General features: G+C 60.8%; 14 protein-coding genes and 1 pseudogene. 8 read left to right on the top strand and 7 right to left on the bottom strand.

The features are described from left to right. The first annotated feature begins 76 nt into the window (after positions 1-76). Together fadD2 and fadD1 are read left to right on the top strand one after the other, a co-directional pair. Complete coding sequence (gene fadD2 / locus POS17_RS22995) at positions 77-1,765, top strand: long-chain-fatty-acid--CoA ligase FadD2 (protein ID WP_060840666.1); 1,689 nt, start codon at positions 77-79, stop codon at positions 1,763-1,765. Positions 1,766-2,105: 340 nt separating this feature from the next. Beyond that, on the top strand, positions 2,106-3,797 hold the full coding sequence (gene fadD1 / locus POS17_RS22990) for a long-chain-fatty-acid--CoA ligase FadD1 (RefSeq protein WP_060840665.1): 1,692 nt from the start codon (positions 2,106-2,108) through the stop codon (positions 3,795-3,797). A 66-nt stretch (positions 3,798-3,863) separates the two neighbouring features. Here the strand turns inward: fadD1 and POS17_RS22985 are convergent, their stop codons facing one another. After that, a complete protein-coding gene (locus POS17_RS22985; protein WP_060840664.1) occupies positions 3,864-4,241 on the bottom strand; it encodes a hypothetical protein in 378 nt (125 codons plus the stop codon). Between the two features lie 211 nt (positions 4,242-4,452). Here POS17_RS22985 and POS17_RS22980 point away from each other — a divergent pair, with 211 nt between their 5' ends. From POS17_RS22980 to def, 3 genes are all read left to right on the top strand, one after another. After that, the gene (locus POS17_RS22980; RefSeq protein WP_060840663.1) at positions 4,453-4,644 is read left to right on the top strand and encodes a CsbD family protein; all 192 of its coding nucleotides are present in this window, start codon (positions 4,453-4,455) and stop codon (positions 4,642-4,644) included. Between the two features lie 189 nt (positions 4,645-4,833). Then, positions 4,834-5,778: a YihY/virulence factor BrkB family protein gene (locus tag POS17_RS22975; RefSeq protein WP_060840662.1), complete on the top strand. Its 945-nt coding sequence runs from the start codon at positions 4,834-4,836 to the stop codon at positions 5,776-5,778. Between the two features lie 2 nt (positions 5,779-5,780). Next, positions 5,781-6,320, top strand: coding sequence for a peptide deformylase (def, locus tag POS17_RS22970; protein WP_047305712.1), 540 nt, complete (start codon positions 5,781-5,783; stop codon positions 6,318-6,320). A gap of 15 nt (positions 6,321-6,335) precedes the next feature. On the opposite strand, the gene POS17_RS22965 is transcribed toward def, so the two are convergent. Both POS17_RS22965 and gstA read right to left on the bottom strand, forming a co-directional pair. Next, positions 6,336-6,761, bottom strand: coding sequence for a GNAT family N-acetyltransferase (locus POS17_RS22965; protein WP_060840661.1), 426 nt, complete (start codon positions 6,759-6,761; stop codon positions 6,336-6,338). A gap of 293 nt (positions 6,762-7,054) precedes the next feature. Further along, complete coding sequence (gene gstA / locus POS17_RS22960; protein ID WP_060840660.1) at positions 7,055-7,657, bottom strand: glutathione transferase GstA; 603 nt, start codon at positions 7,655-7,657, stop codon at positions 7,055-7,057. Positions 7,658-7,755: 98 nt separating this feature from the next. Here gstA and POS17_RS22955 point away from each other — a divergent pair, with 98 nt between their 5' ends. From POS17_RS22955 to POS17_RS32805, 3 genes and pseudogenes are all read left to right on the top strand, one after another. Then, positions 7,756-8,616 (top strand): LysR family transcriptional regulator, encoded by an 861-nt coding sequence (locus tag POS17_RS22955; protein ID WP_060840659.1) that lies wholly within the window; start codon positions 7,756-7,758, stop codon positions 8,614-8,616. A 520-nt stretch (positions 8,617-9,136) separates the two neighbouring features. Beyond that, positions 9,137-9,904, top strand: a pseudogene (locus POS17_RS32810) (PAS domain-containing protein); the annotation flags it as partial. Between the two features lie 12 nt (positions 9,905-9,916). Next, on the top strand, positions 9,917-10,456 hold the full coding sequence (locus tag POS17_RS32805) for a methyl-accepting chemotaxis protein (protein ID WP_442963174.1): 540 nt from the start codon (positions 9,917-9,919) through the stop codon (positions 10,454-10,456). A 60-nt stretch (positions 10,457-10,516) separates the two neighbouring features. On the opposite strand, the gene POS17_RS22945 is transcribed toward POS17_RS32805, so the two are convergent. From POS17_RS22945 to POS17_RS22930, 4 genes are all read right to left on the bottom strand, one after another. Further along, positions 10,517-11,023 carry a hypothetical protein gene (locus POS17_RS22945; protein ID WP_060840657.1) on the bottom strand — a complete coding sequence of 169 codons (507 nt, stop codon included), beginning with the start codon at positions 11,021-11,023 and terminating at the stop codon, positions 10,517-10,519. Positions 11,024-11,196: 173 nt separating this feature from the next. After that, entirely contained in the window at positions 11,197-11,940 is a 744-nt protein-coding gene (locus tag POS17_RS22940) for an NAD-dependent epimerase/dehydratase family protein (RefSeq protein WP_060840656.1), read from the bottom strand. A 38-nt stretch (positions 11,941-11,978) separates the two neighbouring features. Continuing rightward, a complete protein-coding gene (locus POS17_RS22935) occupies positions 11,979-12,611 on the bottom strand; it encodes a glutathione S-transferase family protein (protein ID WP_060840655.1) in 633 nt (210 codons plus the stop codon). 98 nt (positions 12,612-12,709) lie between these two features. Beyond that, on the bottom strand, positions 12,710-13,141 hold the full coding sequence (locus tag POS17_RS22930; protein WP_016967280.1) for a PACE efflux transporter: 432 nt from the start codon (positions 13,139-13,141) through the stop codon (positions 12,710-12,712). Between the last annotated feature and the right edge of the window lie 63 nt (positions 13,142-13,204).

Raw genomic sequence — 13,204 nt, 5'->3', positions numbered from 1 at the left:
AACGTCCGAGGAGCCCCGCCGCTGATAGCGTTACAGTGGCGGCCCGGACCGTTCAGGCAAAAAGAGGACAAGAATAATGCAACCTGATTTCTGGAATGATAAGCGCCCCGCCGGCGTGCCCAACGAGATCGATCTGGGGGCCTACAAGTCGGTGATCGAGGTGTTTGAGCGTTCCTGCAAGAAGTTTGCTGACCGCCCGGCGTTCAGCAACATGGGGGTGACCCTCACCTACGCCGAGCTGGAACGCTACAGCGCGGCCTTCGCCGGTTATCTGCAAAGCCATACCGACCTGGTTCCGGGGGATCGTATCGCGGTGCAGATGCCCAATGTCCTGCAGTACCCGATCGCGGTGTTCGGCGCGCTGCGGGCCGGGCTGGTGGTGGTCAACACCAACCCGCTGTACACCGCGCGGGAGATGCGTCATCAATTCAAGGATTCCGGGGCCCGGGCCCTGGTCTACCTGAACGTGTTTGGGCAGAAGGTTCAGGAAGTGTTGGGCGACACCGACATCCAGTTCCTGATCGAAGCCAGGATGGGCGACATGCTGTCCAGTGCCAAGGGCTGGCTGGTCAACACCGTGGTGGACAAGGTCAAGAAGATGGTGCCGGCCTATCACCTGCCCCAGGCCATCGCCTTCAAGAGTGCCTTGCGCCTTGGGCGCGGCCTGGGGATCAAGCCGCTGCAGGCGGGGCTGGAGGATGTCGCCGTGCTGCAGTACACCGGTGGCACCACCGGCCTGGCCAAGGGGGCAATGCTGACCCACGGCAACCTGGTGGCCAACATGCAGCAGGCCCGGGCCTGCCTCGGCCAGCACGGGCCCGATGGCCATACCCAGTGGCGCGAAGGCCAGGAAGTGATGATCGCGCCGCTGCCGCTGTACCACATCTATGCCTTCACCGCGAACTGCATGTGCATGATGGTGACCGGCAACCACAACGTGCTGATCACCAACCCGCGAGACATCGGCGGCTTCATCAAGGAGTTGAAGAAGTGGCGGTTTTCCGCGCTGCTGGGGTTGAACACGCTGTTCGTGGCGCTGATGGATCATCCGGAATTCAAGAACCTGGATTTTTCCAGCCTCAAACTGACCAACTCCGGTGGCACGGCCCTGGTCAAGGCCACGGCGGAACGCTGGCAGCAACTGACCGGATGCCGGATCACCGAAGGCTATGGCCTCACCGAAACCTCGCCGGTGGCGTGCACCAACCCCTACGGCGACCGCTCGCGGTTGGGCACGGTCGGTCTGCCGGTGCCGGGCACCACCTTGAAGGTCATTGATGACCAGGGCAACGAGCAACCGCTGGGCGAGCGCGGCGAGCTGTGCATCAAGGGGCCGCAGATCATGAAGGGCTACTGGAACAAGCCCGAAGCCACCGCGGAGGTGCTGGACGCCGAAGGCTGGTTCAAGTCCGGGGATATCGCGGTGATCGATCCGGACGGTTTTGTGCGCATTGTCGATCGCAAGAAGGACATGATCATCGTCTCGGGTTTCAACGTGTACCCCAACGAGATCGAAGATGTGGTCATGGCGCACCCCAAGGTCGCCAACTGCGCGGTGATCGGCGTGCCGGACGAGCGTTCCGGCGAGGCGGTGAAGCTGTTTGTGGTGCCCCGTGAAGCGGGGGTCAGCCTGGAAGAGCTCAAGGCCTACTGCAAGGAGAATTTCACCGCCTACAAGGTGCCCAAGCACATTGTCCTGCGTGAGTCGCTGCCGATGACGCCCGTGGGCAAGATCCTGCGCCGCGAGTTGCGTGACATCGCCTGATCCTTGAGTTCCTCCCTCGGGGGCCAGCCGGTTGACGCAACGGGCTGGCCCCCGAGTCATTTAAGGGGTGCAAAGCCCCGGACTAGAGCGGAATTCAAAGTGATAGAATTTTTACTCTAAAAATGACCATTAAATGGTCTTGAGTCAAAAATGTGACTATTCAGGCCTTCTTTGGCTCTAGGCGGCCTTTTTCAAAGCTGCTACTCTCGGCGCGCTTTGTGACTTCTCGGCCTGAGTAAACAGCCAGACTCACCAACAATAGACACCAATAAAAAACACAGACAAATAATAATCGCATCAACTGCGGTGATGAATTCGCGTTGCTGAGGAGTGGGCTTCCATGATCGAAGACTTTTGGAAGGATAAGTACCCAGCTGGAATTGCTGCCGATATCAATCCAGACGAGTATCCGAATATTCAGGCGGTATTGAAACAATCCTGCCAACGTTTCGCTGACAAACCGGCCTTTAGCAACCTTGGCAAGACAATCACCTACGGTGAGTTGTATGAATTGTCCGGGGCCTTCGCCGCGTACCTGCAGCAGCATACCGATTTGCGGCCCGGCGATCGAATCGCTCTGCAACTGCCCAACCTGCTGCAATACCCGGTCGCGGTATTCGGCGCGATCCGCGCCGGTCTGATCGTGGTCAACACCAACCCGCTGTACACCGCGCGGGAAATGGAACACCAATTCAATGACTCCGGGGCCAAGGCCCTGGTCTGCCTGGCCAACATGGCCCATCTGGCGGAAAGCGTGGTGCCCAAGACCGGGGTCAAGCATGTGATCGTCACGGAAGTGGCGGATCTGCTACCGCCACTCAAGCGCCTGCTGATCAACAGTGTGGTCAAGTACGTGAAGAAGATGGTGCCGGCCTATCACTTGCCCCAGGCGGTCAAATTCAATGACGCCTTGAGCAAGGGCCGCGGCCAGCCGGTGCAGGAAGCCAATCCCGCCAGCGGTGACGTGGCCGTGCTGCAGTACACCGGCGGTACCACCGGCGTGGCCAAGGGCGCGATGCTGACCCACCGCAACCTGGTGGCCAACATGCTGCAGTGCAAGGCGTTGATGGGCTCCAACCTCAATGAGGGCTGCGAGATCCTCATCACGCCGTTGCCGCTGTACCACATCTATGCGTTCACCTTCCATTGCATGGCCATCATGCTCATGGGCAACCACAACATCCTGATCAGCAACCCGCGGGACTTGCCGGCGATGGTCAAGGAACTGTCGAAGTGGAAGTTCAGCGGTTTTGTCGGCCTCAACACCTTGTTCGTGGCCCTGTGCAACAACGAAGCCTTCCGCAAGCTGGATTTCTCTGCGCTGAAAGTCACCCTCTCCGGAGGCATGGCCCTGCAGCTGGCGGCCGCCGAACGTTGGAAGGAAGTGACCAACTGCCCGATCTGCGAAGGCTACGGCATGACCGAAACCAGCCCGGTGGCCACGGTCAACCCGATCCAGAACATCCAGATCGGCACCATCGGCATTCCGGTGCCTTCGACCCTGTGCCGGGTGGTCAACGACGCCGGCGAAGAGCTGGCGCTGGGCGAAGTCGGCGAGTTGTGCGTGAAGGGCCCGCAAGTGATGAAGGGCTACTGGCAGCGCCAGGACGCCACCGACGAAGTCCTCAGCAGCGAAGGCTGGCTGAAGACCGGTGACATTGCCCTGATCCAGCCGGACGGCTATATCCGCATCGTCGACCGCAAGAAGGACATGATCCTGGTTTCGGGCTTCAACGTTTACCCCAACGAACTGGAAGATGTGCTGGCCTCGCTGCCGGGCGTGCTGCAGTGCGCGGCGATCGGCATACCGGATGAAAAATCCGGCGAGACCATCAAGATCTTCATCGTCGCCAAGCCGGGAGTGACCCTGACCAAGGAACAGGTGATGGAGCACATGCGCGCCAATGTCACCGGCTACAAGGTGCCCAAGGCCGTGGAGTTCCGCGATGCCCTGCCGACCACCAACGTTGGCAAGATCCTGCGCCGCGAACTGCGTGACGAAGAGTTGAAGAAGCTCGGCGTGAAGAAGTAGGCCGCAGCGTCCACAAAAAAGCCCCGCCAGTGCGGGGCTTTTTCATGGGCGCGCGCCAGCGGCGGCTTATTGCTGGAACTGGGCAAAGCTCACGCCGGTGCCGGCGGGGCGCACGTCCTTGAGGAAGGAGTCCTTGTCGGCGCTCAGCTCCAGGCTCAGGGCGGCCTTGCGCTTGCCTTGGTTGCGGATCACCAGGCCTTCGAGTTTTTCCCGCAGGAACACCGTCGGCACTTTCAGGTGCAGCAGTTGGTCGGTGTCCGGGGTGTGCAGCAGCAGGTGGACCCACTCGTACTGACCGATGGCCAGGCGGGTAACCAGGATATCGAACCACCAGATGTTGCGATTGCGGTTCAGCTCCGCGAAATGGCAGTTGTTGACGCCCAGCACCGCACCGCCCAGTTCCTGGTTTCTGCGGGCGATGGCCTGCTTTTTATCGAGTTTCATAACATTCCTACGGGGATTGGATCTTCAGTGCTTGGCCTGAACAGGCCGAGCATTCTCCCGGGTTGCCCGGCAAACATAAAGCGCAACCTGGCAACGGCGATGAAATGCCCGACGAAAAAAATTGAAACTCTGCGCAACGGCCACGAGTCAACCTTGGGTAACGACGCAAATCCTCTTTGTTTGATCAATGAATGTTCTACGGAGAAATACCATGGGCAGCACAGCAGATAAGGCAAAAGGTCTGGCCAACGAAGCCATCGGCAACGTCAAGCAAGGTGTCGGCAAGGCCACCGACAACACCAAACTGCAAGTAGAAGGCAAGGTGCAGGAGAAGAAGGGTGAAGCCCAGCAAGCCTTGGGCAAAGCCAAGGATGCGGTGAAGAAAACCATCGACAAGGCCTGAAACTCCCGGGATCGATGATGCACCGCAGCGGCCATCCAAGGATGGCCGTTTTTATGTTCAGGCTCAGAGGGGCAATCAGCCAATCCACGTGTTGTCATGGTTGCGGTTCGCCAACTGAGCTAATTTGTTGTAGAAAACGCCCCCTGAGTCGCTTTCGACTTCAACCTTTTTGCGGCGAAAGGAGACGCTATGATTTTTCCGGACCTCAAAGGTTTGCCCTTGCACCGAGTGCTGATTCGCACGGTGCATGAATTCATTGCGGACGAGATGTCCACCTACGCCTCGGCACTGGCCTACCAGATGCTGTTCTCGCTGTTCCCCTTCATCCTGTTTCTCATTGCCCTGATCGGTTTCTTGCACTTGCCGGACTTCTTCAGCTGGCTGCGCCTGCAATCGGAACTGGTGTTGCCGCCCCAGGCGCTGGAGCAGGTCAACCCGGTGATCGACCAATTGCAGCAGTCCAAGGGCGGGCTGCTTTCCGTGGGTATCGTCATCGCGCTGTGGACCGCCTCGGCCGGCGTGCGCCTGATGATGAGCGCGATGAACGCGGCCTACGACGTGGTCGAGGGGCGGCCGATCTGGAAGCGTTTTCCGCTGTCGATCTTCTACACCGTGGGTATCGCCGGCATGCTCCTGGCCGCTGCGGCGCTGATGGTGCTGGGGCCGCAGGTGATGACCTGGCTGGCCGGGCAGGTGGGCCTGGAAGAGTTCATCGTCACCCTGTGGACCATCCTGCGCTGGCCGGTGATCGTGCTGCTGATGATGGTGGCCGTGGCCCTGATGTATTACGTGATGCCGGATGTGAAGCAGAAATTCCGCTTTATCACCCCCGGTTCGGTGCTGGCGGTGGTGGTGTGGATCGTCGCGTCCCTGGGGTTCGCCTACTACGTGAAAACCTTTGCTAACTACAACGCCATGTATGGCAGTATCGGCGCGATCATCGTGCTGCTGCTGTACTTCTATATCTCTTCGGCCGTGCTGTTGCTCGGAGCGGAGATGAATGCGGTGATCGAACACATGTCGGCCGAAGGCAAGGACCCTGGCGAAAAGGACTTTGACGGGCTCGGCGATAAACAACACGTTTCTGGACTGGGCCGGGACCACTCGCTCCATCCCACTACTGACGAAGCCTGAACATGATCCGTGAAATCCTCAAAATGGGCGATGAACGCCTGCTGCGTATTGCCCCGCCGGTGCCGCCCGAGATGTTCGACAGTCCGCAGTTGTGGGAGCTGATCGACGATATGTTCCAGACCATGGAAAGTGTCGGAGGCGTGGGGCTGGCAGCGCCGCAGATCGGTGTCGACCTGCAGCTGGTGATCTTCGGCTTCGAGCACAGCGAACGTTATCCGGACGCCGAAGCGGTGCCCCAGACCATCCTCATCAATCCCCTGATCACTCCGCTGAGCCCGGTGCTGGAAGAAGGCTGGGAAGGCTGCCTCTCGGTTCCCGGACTGCGCGGAGCGGTGCAGCGCTACCAGCACATTCGCTACGAAGGCTTCGATCCCAAGGGCGAGCCGGTGGTGCGCGTGGCGTCGGGCTTTCACGCCCGGGTGGTGCAGCATGAATGCGATCATCTGATCGGTCGGCTGTACCCGTCGCGGATCAGTGACTTCAGCAAGTTCGGGTTCACTGAGGTGCTGTTTCCCGATCTCGATCCCAACGCCGACGATTGATCTTCCGGCCTCGGCTCACGGGGGCTGGTCGCAGGCCGGGGCGCCCATGGCCAGCAACGGCTTGCTGCGTTGGTAGCGGGCCAGGCGTTCGGCCAGGGGCGCTGGCAGGTGCGTCGCGCGGGTGAAACTCATGCGTTGATACAAAGTTTCCAGGTCCGGGTGGCAGAACAGCCAGAGCGGGCCTGGCACGGCCTGTCGGGCTTGCTGCACCAACTGCGCCGCCAGCCCCTGGCCACGGTGGGACGGGGCGACGAACAAACCTGTCAGCCAATGCCCCTGAGCCACCGGGGCCAGGCTCATCCCGGCAATGACCTCGCCCTCCCTGACCACCCACAGCTGACCCTCGGCCGAGGCACGCATGGACGAACGGTGCTGGCGATAGAACTTGTTCAGCAAGGGACGAGAGGCCTCGTCGAGCGGGCCGATCTGCAGGCTGGGCATGAGGTTTCCGGGGTTGCAACGGGACACGGCGGATTATAAAGGAACCCTGGCTGTCCATAGGTGCTATACCTCAAGCCTATCCCGCCACAGTGGAGTCGCAGTCATGTCCAAAGGTATGAACGCCAAGAAAAACGCCAAGAAGAAACCGGCCAAGAGCGCGGACGAGAAACGCGCCGAGAAAAAGGCCAAGAAAACCGAAGTGAACATCTTCGGCCATTGATCGCTTTGATCAAGCCCGCACTGCGGGCTTGGTTTTGTCTGCTCTCGGGCGCGCCTGGTTCTCTCCAGCTCCTCTATGCCATTTCCAGCGCCAGTGCCTCTCGCACGGTCGGGCGCTGCTCGATTCGTGCCTGGTACTTCAGCAAGGCTGGCCAGGCGACCAGGTCGATGGCAAACACCGCGGTCCAGCGCAGCACGGTGAACAGATAGGCATCGGCAATGCTGAACTGTCCACCCTGCAGGTAGTCCTGGTGCTCCAGGATCTGCTCCAGCAGCGCCAAGCGCTTGAACAGCTTTTGCCGGAACAGGTCCTTGGCCTTGTCATCCAGCGCTGAGTTGAACAGCCAGCCCATGATTCCGTGAACCTCGCTGGTGATGAAGTTCAGGGTTTCCTGCAGCCGTACCCGTTGCCAGCTGCCCTGTGGGGCCGCCAGACCGGCCTCGGGCTTGAGGTCGGCGAGGTACTGCAGGATCGCCGGGCCCTCGGTCAGCACTTCGCCGTTGTCCAGTTGCAGGGCGGCAACGTAGCCCTTGGGGTTGATGGCGAGGAAGTCCTCACCATCGGCCGTGCGCTTGCTGCGATTGTCGACACGGATCGCTTCGAACGGCAGTTGCAGTTCCCGCAGCACGATATGGCAGGCCAGGGAGCAGGCTTGAGGGGCGTAGTAGAGTTTCATCGGCGGCTCTCGAGTGAAGGGTCGAAGCAGTGTCGGCGAGGCTGCTGGCATGGGTAAAATTCATTTTTCAGAAAGCAGCCATAAGGACAGCTACTGCCATGATGAACCTGATGCACTGGCGCCTGCTGGTGGCGATCGCCGAGTGCGGCACCATCACCCGTGCCGCCGAGGAAGTGGGGATGACCCAGTCCGGGGCCAGCCAGGCTCTGGCGCAGATGGAGGACATGCTTGGTGTACAGGTGTTCATCCGCGAGCGTCGTCAGGCGCTGCCTACGGCTATCGGCCTGCAGGTGCTGGAGCAGGCGCGGGTGATGCTGGGGGCCCTGGCCCAGGTGCGGCGCCAGGTCGACGCGGCCCGCGGCATGCTCCACGGCAGCCTGCGCCTGGCGGGGTTTCCCATGGTCCTGGCGCAGGTTCTGCCGCCCTTGCTGCGGCGCTTCAGGCAGTTGCACCCGGGGATCGAGGTGGTGCAGCTGGAGGTCAGCGACGATGAGGTCGAAGCCCTGCTGGAGGCGCAGCTGGTGGACCTGGGGGTGGTGCTGAACCCCGCGGCCGGGCGTCGTTCGTGGTTGCTGGGGCTGGACTCGTGGGTGGCGGTGTTGCCCCGGGAGCACCCCTGGCAGGCGGCGAGCATCGACCTTGCGACCTTGCTGGCACAGCCCTTTGTCCTGGCCACTGGCGGTTGTTCGGTGAATGCTCGCAGTCTGGCTGCCGACGCCGGCGTGCCACTGGCGGACGTGCGGATCGAAGTGCGGGAGTGGAACAGCGCATTCAGCCTGGTGCGTGAAGGGCTGGGGGTGACCCTGGTACCGGAAAGCACCCTGCCGGAGCTGCGCCAGGGGTTGCGGGTGCTGCCGTTGAGTCGGCCCATCGAGCGTCGGTTTGCCCTGGTAGCGGCACCGGGTCGTGAGGCCAACGGTATGGTTCAGGCGTTCGTGCAGATACTTGAGGGCGGTTAGTCAGAACATTCTTTAATGCCTTGTTGGGCACTTGTTGAGAATGCTTCCAATGATGTTGAAAGTTGTGAAAACCGACTGACTGGTGGCCTTGCATAGGGGGCGCGGCTGTCTATGCTCAGTTGTGAAAAAACCTATGGATAGCGTTGTCCGGTACTGTCCCATCACCCCTCGATGTTTGCCCTTGCAGCGGGTGTTTGCACATTGTTTATCCAGGGAACGGCAGCGATAACATGAACAAAGACGAGAGTGCGCAACTAGAGGCACCAGCGGTTCGGGAGTAATTAATTAGATGGAGTTTCTTTTCTTTGTTGGGTCGGCCCGTTTATCGGGCATCAAGAAAAGGATGGCTTGATAAGAGCGTTGCAATATGAACTCTCCGATTGAACATCATTGATCACCTGACAATTCCTCTCTCATATGAAGGGGGGTGTTTGCCGTGTTTTATCGAACGTTGTAGTGGCTCAGTTGAAAGACTAGGAACTTCCGTCAATCAAAAGACAGCGTTGAAGGTGATACAACCATGTTTAACCTACATCACAAGGCTGACCTGCAAGAGATCGAGCGTTTTAATTGTGCGCTGGCCGAGGCCAACGCCAAGCTGGCGGCAATCAGCCGCTCCATGGCGATGATCGAGTTTTCGCCCGATGGCATCGTGCTCGATGCCAACGAAAACTTCTGCCAGACCATGGGTTATTCCGCTGAAGAGATACGTGGCAAGCATCACCGGATCTTTTGCGAGGAAGAGTTCTACCGCAGCGAGGAATACGCCAAGCTCTGGCGCGACCTGGGGCGGGGAGAACCGGTCAGCGGCACCTTCCTGCGGCTGAACAAGCGGGGCGAGGAGATCTGGCTCGAAGCCAGCTACATGCCGGTGTTCGATGCCGATCGTCGGGTCAAGAGTGTGATCAAGGTGGCGTCGGACATCTCCGAACGCATCCATATCGAACATGAAAACCAGAGCCTGCTGAATGCCATCGGCCGTTCCATGGCGATTATCGAGTTCAGTCCGGACGGCACTATCCTCAAGGCCAACGACAACTTCCTCAAGACCATGCAGTACCCCTTGAATGAAATCCTTGGCCAGCACCACAGCATGTTCTGTCACCGGGCTGAAGCCGAGTCATCGGAGTACAAGCAATTCTGGGCTTCGTTGAACCGTGGCGAGTATCACTCCCATCGTTTCGAACGGGAAAACAAGTACGGCCAGACGGTGTTCCTGGAAGCCTCGTACAACCCCCTGTTCGACACCAAGGGCCGCTTGTACAAGGTGGTCAAGTTTGCCAGCGATATCACCCAGCAGATGACCAGCCTGCAATCCGCCGCCGAATCCGCCCACAGCACCTCGGTACAGAACGACGCCTGTGCCCAGAAGGGCTCGCAGGTGGTGCAGCAGACGGTGCAGATTATCCAGCAGATCTCTCACGACCTGAACGCAGCGGCGCGCAGCATCGATGCGGTGAGCAAGCAGTCGGAGATCATCGGCAGCATCGTCCAGACCATTCGCGGAATCGCCGACCAGACCAACCTGCTGGCGCTCAATGCGGCCATCGAGGCGGCTCGGGCCGGCGAGCATGGGCGAGGCTTTGCGGTGGTGGCGGACGAGGTGCGCAGCCTGGCGGCGCGCACCAGTCAGGCCACGGTGGAAATCGTCGAAGTGGTGCGCAAGAACCACGACCTGTCGATGAGCGCGGTCACCAGCATGCAATCGAGCCTGAGCCGCACCGGCGTCGGGGTCGAACTGGCCAATGAGGCGGGGGAGGTGATCCTGGAGATCCAGCAAGGCTCGCGACATGTGGTGGATGCCATCAGCCAGTTCAACTCGACCCTGCAGTTGCAGTGATCGGGGGGCGGCGGGCACAAAAAAGGGTTCCCGTTGGGAACCCTTTTTCGTCGTGCGCGATTACAGCGAGGCGAGGAATTTCTCGTCGATCGGCTTGGCGCTGGTCTTGGTGTCAGCCTCTTCCTTGGCCAACTGCATCTTGTCCTTCAGGCGCTCGGCGATTTCCTGGTTGATCGCCAGCTGGCGCTCCGGTGGCAGGTCTTTCAGGTCCTCTTCGGTCAGGCCCATATCCTTGAGGATGCTGTCGCGCAGACGCTGTTCGGGCGTCTTGCTCATGTAGTCCTTGAACTCGCTCAAGGCGCTGGACTCGGTGGCGCTATTGGCCTGTGGCGTGCTGGAAGTCGGCGGCGTGGCCTGGAGCAGGACACGGGTCTTGGCGAACGCGGCATTGACGTTGTCGTCCACGGTATTGCCTTGCAGGCTGGACTGGGACGTCGGCACGGTGACGGAGTTCTGGGCCTGCTGCAGCATGCCGCTGTACAGCGCGCTGGCGGCTGCAGTGGTCGGGTCCATATCGGTGCGCGAGGTGGGCTGCACCGAAACGGATTTCTGGGCGTTGACCAACATTATCGGGAACCTGTGTGAGAGAACTAGGCGAGTAGTTCAGCAAGATCCATGCCTAATAAAATCGGCCTTCAATATCAAGGGATTGGCGCGCTCGAGCACTGCCGGGCTGTCCGCGGGCGGACAAGTCTTGCCGCTTTCTGGCAAGCGCCGCCCGGGTTTGCCGAGGGCCGCGCTCAGTAGGTGATGGGTATGCCGAAGTCCTCCTGGAAGGCGTCGTCCACCGGCTCATAGCCGAGGACCCGCGTGGTGTCGCTGAGGTCCAGGCGCTTGAAGCGATTGTTGGAGATACCGTGGCCGATGAAGTGCTGCACCCCGGGGGTTTCCACGGCCCGTTGCAGCAACTGCAGGGCGTCTCGGGGGCTGAGCCAGGCGCTGAGGTCGCGGCTGCTGGTCAGCTCGTGATGCTCGGGGAACTCGAAGGCGCCGATGCGCAGGGCGATGCAGGACAGCCCGCGCCTGGCGGCATAGAAGGCACACAGTGCCTCGCCGTAGCACTTGCTGACCCCATACAGGTTGGCCGGCATCACCGGCATGTTGGCCGTGATCTGTCGATCCACCGGGTAGCCTTCGATGGTCTGGGCGCTGCTGGCGAACACCAGGCGCCGGCAGCCGGCGTTGACGGCGGCCTCGAACAGGTAGGTGGTGGCGAGGATATTGTTGGGCAACAGTTGCTCGAAACTGGCGCTGGCATGGGGGATGCCGGCCAGGTGGACGACGACGTCGATGCCCGGCAGGAGACGGCCAATGGTCTGCGGGTCGTCAAGATCCAGGCGCACGAAGCGGTGGGGCGCCGGGATCTCGAAGTCCGGTTCGACGCGGTCGGTCAGGGTGAAGCGGTAGCGCTCCTGCGAGCCCTGGAAGAATACTTTGCCGATCCGGCCACAGGCGCCGGTCAGCAATACGTTGAGTCCATCCATGTCCAATCTCCGGTGGCTAGGTAATGCTGTGGCCCAGGCTAGGGGGTGCCGTTGCGTCCGTGCAGGCGAAAGCCCGGACGCAGGCTGAGGCGCTCGTAGTAGGCGTCTATGGCGGGGAAGTCCGGGTGCTCCATGGGGGTCATCTTCCAACGGTTGACCGAGAGCCCGAGGACGATGTCCGCCAGGCTCGGGTGCTCCCCGAGGACATAGGCTGCGGAGCGCTGCAGCTGTTGTTCGAGTATCGCCATCTTGGCGTTCCAGGCCTGCAGGCTGGCGTCGATGCGCCGAGAGTCCTGGTAGTCCGCATGCCGGCGCACCAGGCCCATGAAGGCGTAGCTCCAGGCCGGGTTGAGTTCGCAGGCCTGCCAGTCCATCCACTGTTCCACCAGGGCCCGGGCCCGTGGGGCGATTGGCAACAGGCCGCTGCCGGGGTGCAGGTTGGCCAGGTAGCGGCAGATGCTGTTGGACTCCCACAGGGCGCCGGCGTCATCGATCAGCACCGGAACCTGGGCATTGGGGTTGAGGGCGAGGAACTCGGGAGTGTGGGTCGATTGGAAGCCGCTGCCCCAATCTTCCTGTTGGTAGGAAAGGCCGAGTTCCTCGCAGGTCCACAAGACTTTTCTGACGTTGATGGACGAGGCTTTGCCGAGAATTCTGTAGGGGGTTCCCATGACGCTTCCTTGTTCGTGGCTCAGGCGGGCCATGGGAATCTATCAGTGTGCCTGGTCCTCGGCGATGGCCAATGTGCCTCCGGATGTTTGTCCGCGCTTCAGGCCGGGTCGGGCAAGGCCGAGGCCGGCAGGCCGAAGACCCGGTCGAACAGCCAGTTGAAGACGAAGGTGTAGCAAGGGATGAACAGGATCAGCGCCAGGTCCAGGAGAAAGGCCTGTACCAGGCTGATGCCCATCCACCAGGCAATCAGCGGGATCAGGAACACGATCAGGGTCAGTTGAAAGCCCACGGCGTGGGCGATGCGTCGCTTGACGGTGCGGGTGCGTGACGGCTGGCGGCTTTCCCAGCGTTCGAACAGACTGGTGTAGATGAAGTTCCAGGTCACCGCGATGCTGGTGATCACCACCGCCAGCGGGCCGGTGCTGCTGGGCGAGGTGCCGGACAGCAGGGCCAGGCCGAGGGCCGAGAAGGTCATGCCGAACACCTCGAACAGGGATACGTAGAGCAGTTTGCGTTTCACGCCTTGCATGGGAATTCCTCGGTATTGAATGCAGGTGGCCAGGGCTGGGCTGGCACGGGGCGCGAAAGATAG

Origin of the sequence: Pseudomonas sp. Os17, from assembly GCF_001547895.1 — a bacterium.
In the GTDB taxonomy this organism is placed as follows: Bacteria; Pseudomonadota; Gammaproteobacteria; order Pseudomonadales; family Pseudomonadaceae; genus Aquipseudomonas.
This window is presented reverse-complemented; position numbering and strand designations above follow the sequence as displayed.

What these genes read in the sequence shown, in the direction of transcription:
- fadD2 (WP_060840666.1), top strand. Translation starts at nt 77, where the DNA reads ATGCAACCTGATTTCTGGAATGATAAGCGCCCCGCCGGCGTGCCCAAC.
- fadD1 (WP_060840665.1), top strand. Translation starts at nt 2,106, where the DNA reads ATGATCGAAGACTTTTGGAAGGATAAGTACCCAGCTGGAATTGCTGCC.
- POS17_RS22985 (WP_060840664.1), bottom strand. Translation starts at nt 4,241, where the DNA reads ATGAAACTCGATAAAAAGCAGGCCATCGCCCGCAGAAACCAGGAACTG.
- POS17_RS22980 (WP_060840663.1), top strand. Translation starts at nt 4,453, where the DNA reads ATGGGCAGCACAGCAGATAAGGCAAAAGGTCTGGCCAACGAAGCCATC.
- POS17_RS22975 (WP_060840662.1), top strand. Translation starts at nt 4,834, where the DNA reads ATGATTTTTCCGGACCTCAAAGGTTTGCCCTTGCACCGAGTGCTGATT.
- def (WP_047305712.1), top strand. Translation starts at nt 5,781, where the DNA reads ATGATCCGTGAAATCCTCAAAATGGGCGATGAACGCCTGCTGCGTATT.
- POS17_RS22965 (WP_060840661.1), bottom strand. Translation starts at nt 6,761, where the DNA reads ATGCCCAGCCTGCAGATCGGCCCGCTCGACGAGGCCTCTCGTCCCTTG.
- gstA (WP_060840660.1), bottom strand. Translation starts at nt 7,657, where the DNA reads ATGAAACTCTACTACGCCCCTCAAGCCTGCTCCCTGGCCTGCCATATC.
- POS17_RS22955 (WP_060840659.1), top strand. Translation starts at nt 7,756, where the DNA reads ATGATGAACCTGATGCACTGGCGCCTGCTGGTGGCGATCGCCGAGTGC.
- POS17_RS32805 (WP_442963174.1), top strand. Translation starts at nt 9,917, where the DNA reads ATGACCAGCCTGCAATCCGCCGCCGAATCCGCCCACAGCACCTCGGTA.
- POS17_RS22945 (WP_060840657.1), bottom strand. Translation starts at nt 11,023, where the DNA reads ATGTTGGTCAACGCCCAGAAATCCGTTTCGGTGCAGCCCACCTCGCGC.
- POS17_RS22940 (WP_060840656.1), bottom strand. Translation starts at nt 11,940, where the DNA reads ATGGATGGACTCAACGTATTGCTGACCGGCGCCTGTGGCCGGATCGGC.
- POS17_RS22935 (WP_060840655.1), bottom strand. Translation starts at nt 12,611, where the DNA reads ATGGGAACCCCCTACAGAATTCTCGGCAAAGCCTCGTCCATCAACGTC.
- POS17_RS22930 (WP_016967280.1), bottom strand. Translation starts at nt 13,141, where the DNA reads ATGCAAGGCGTGAAACGCAAACTGCTCTACGTATCCCTGTTCGAGGTG.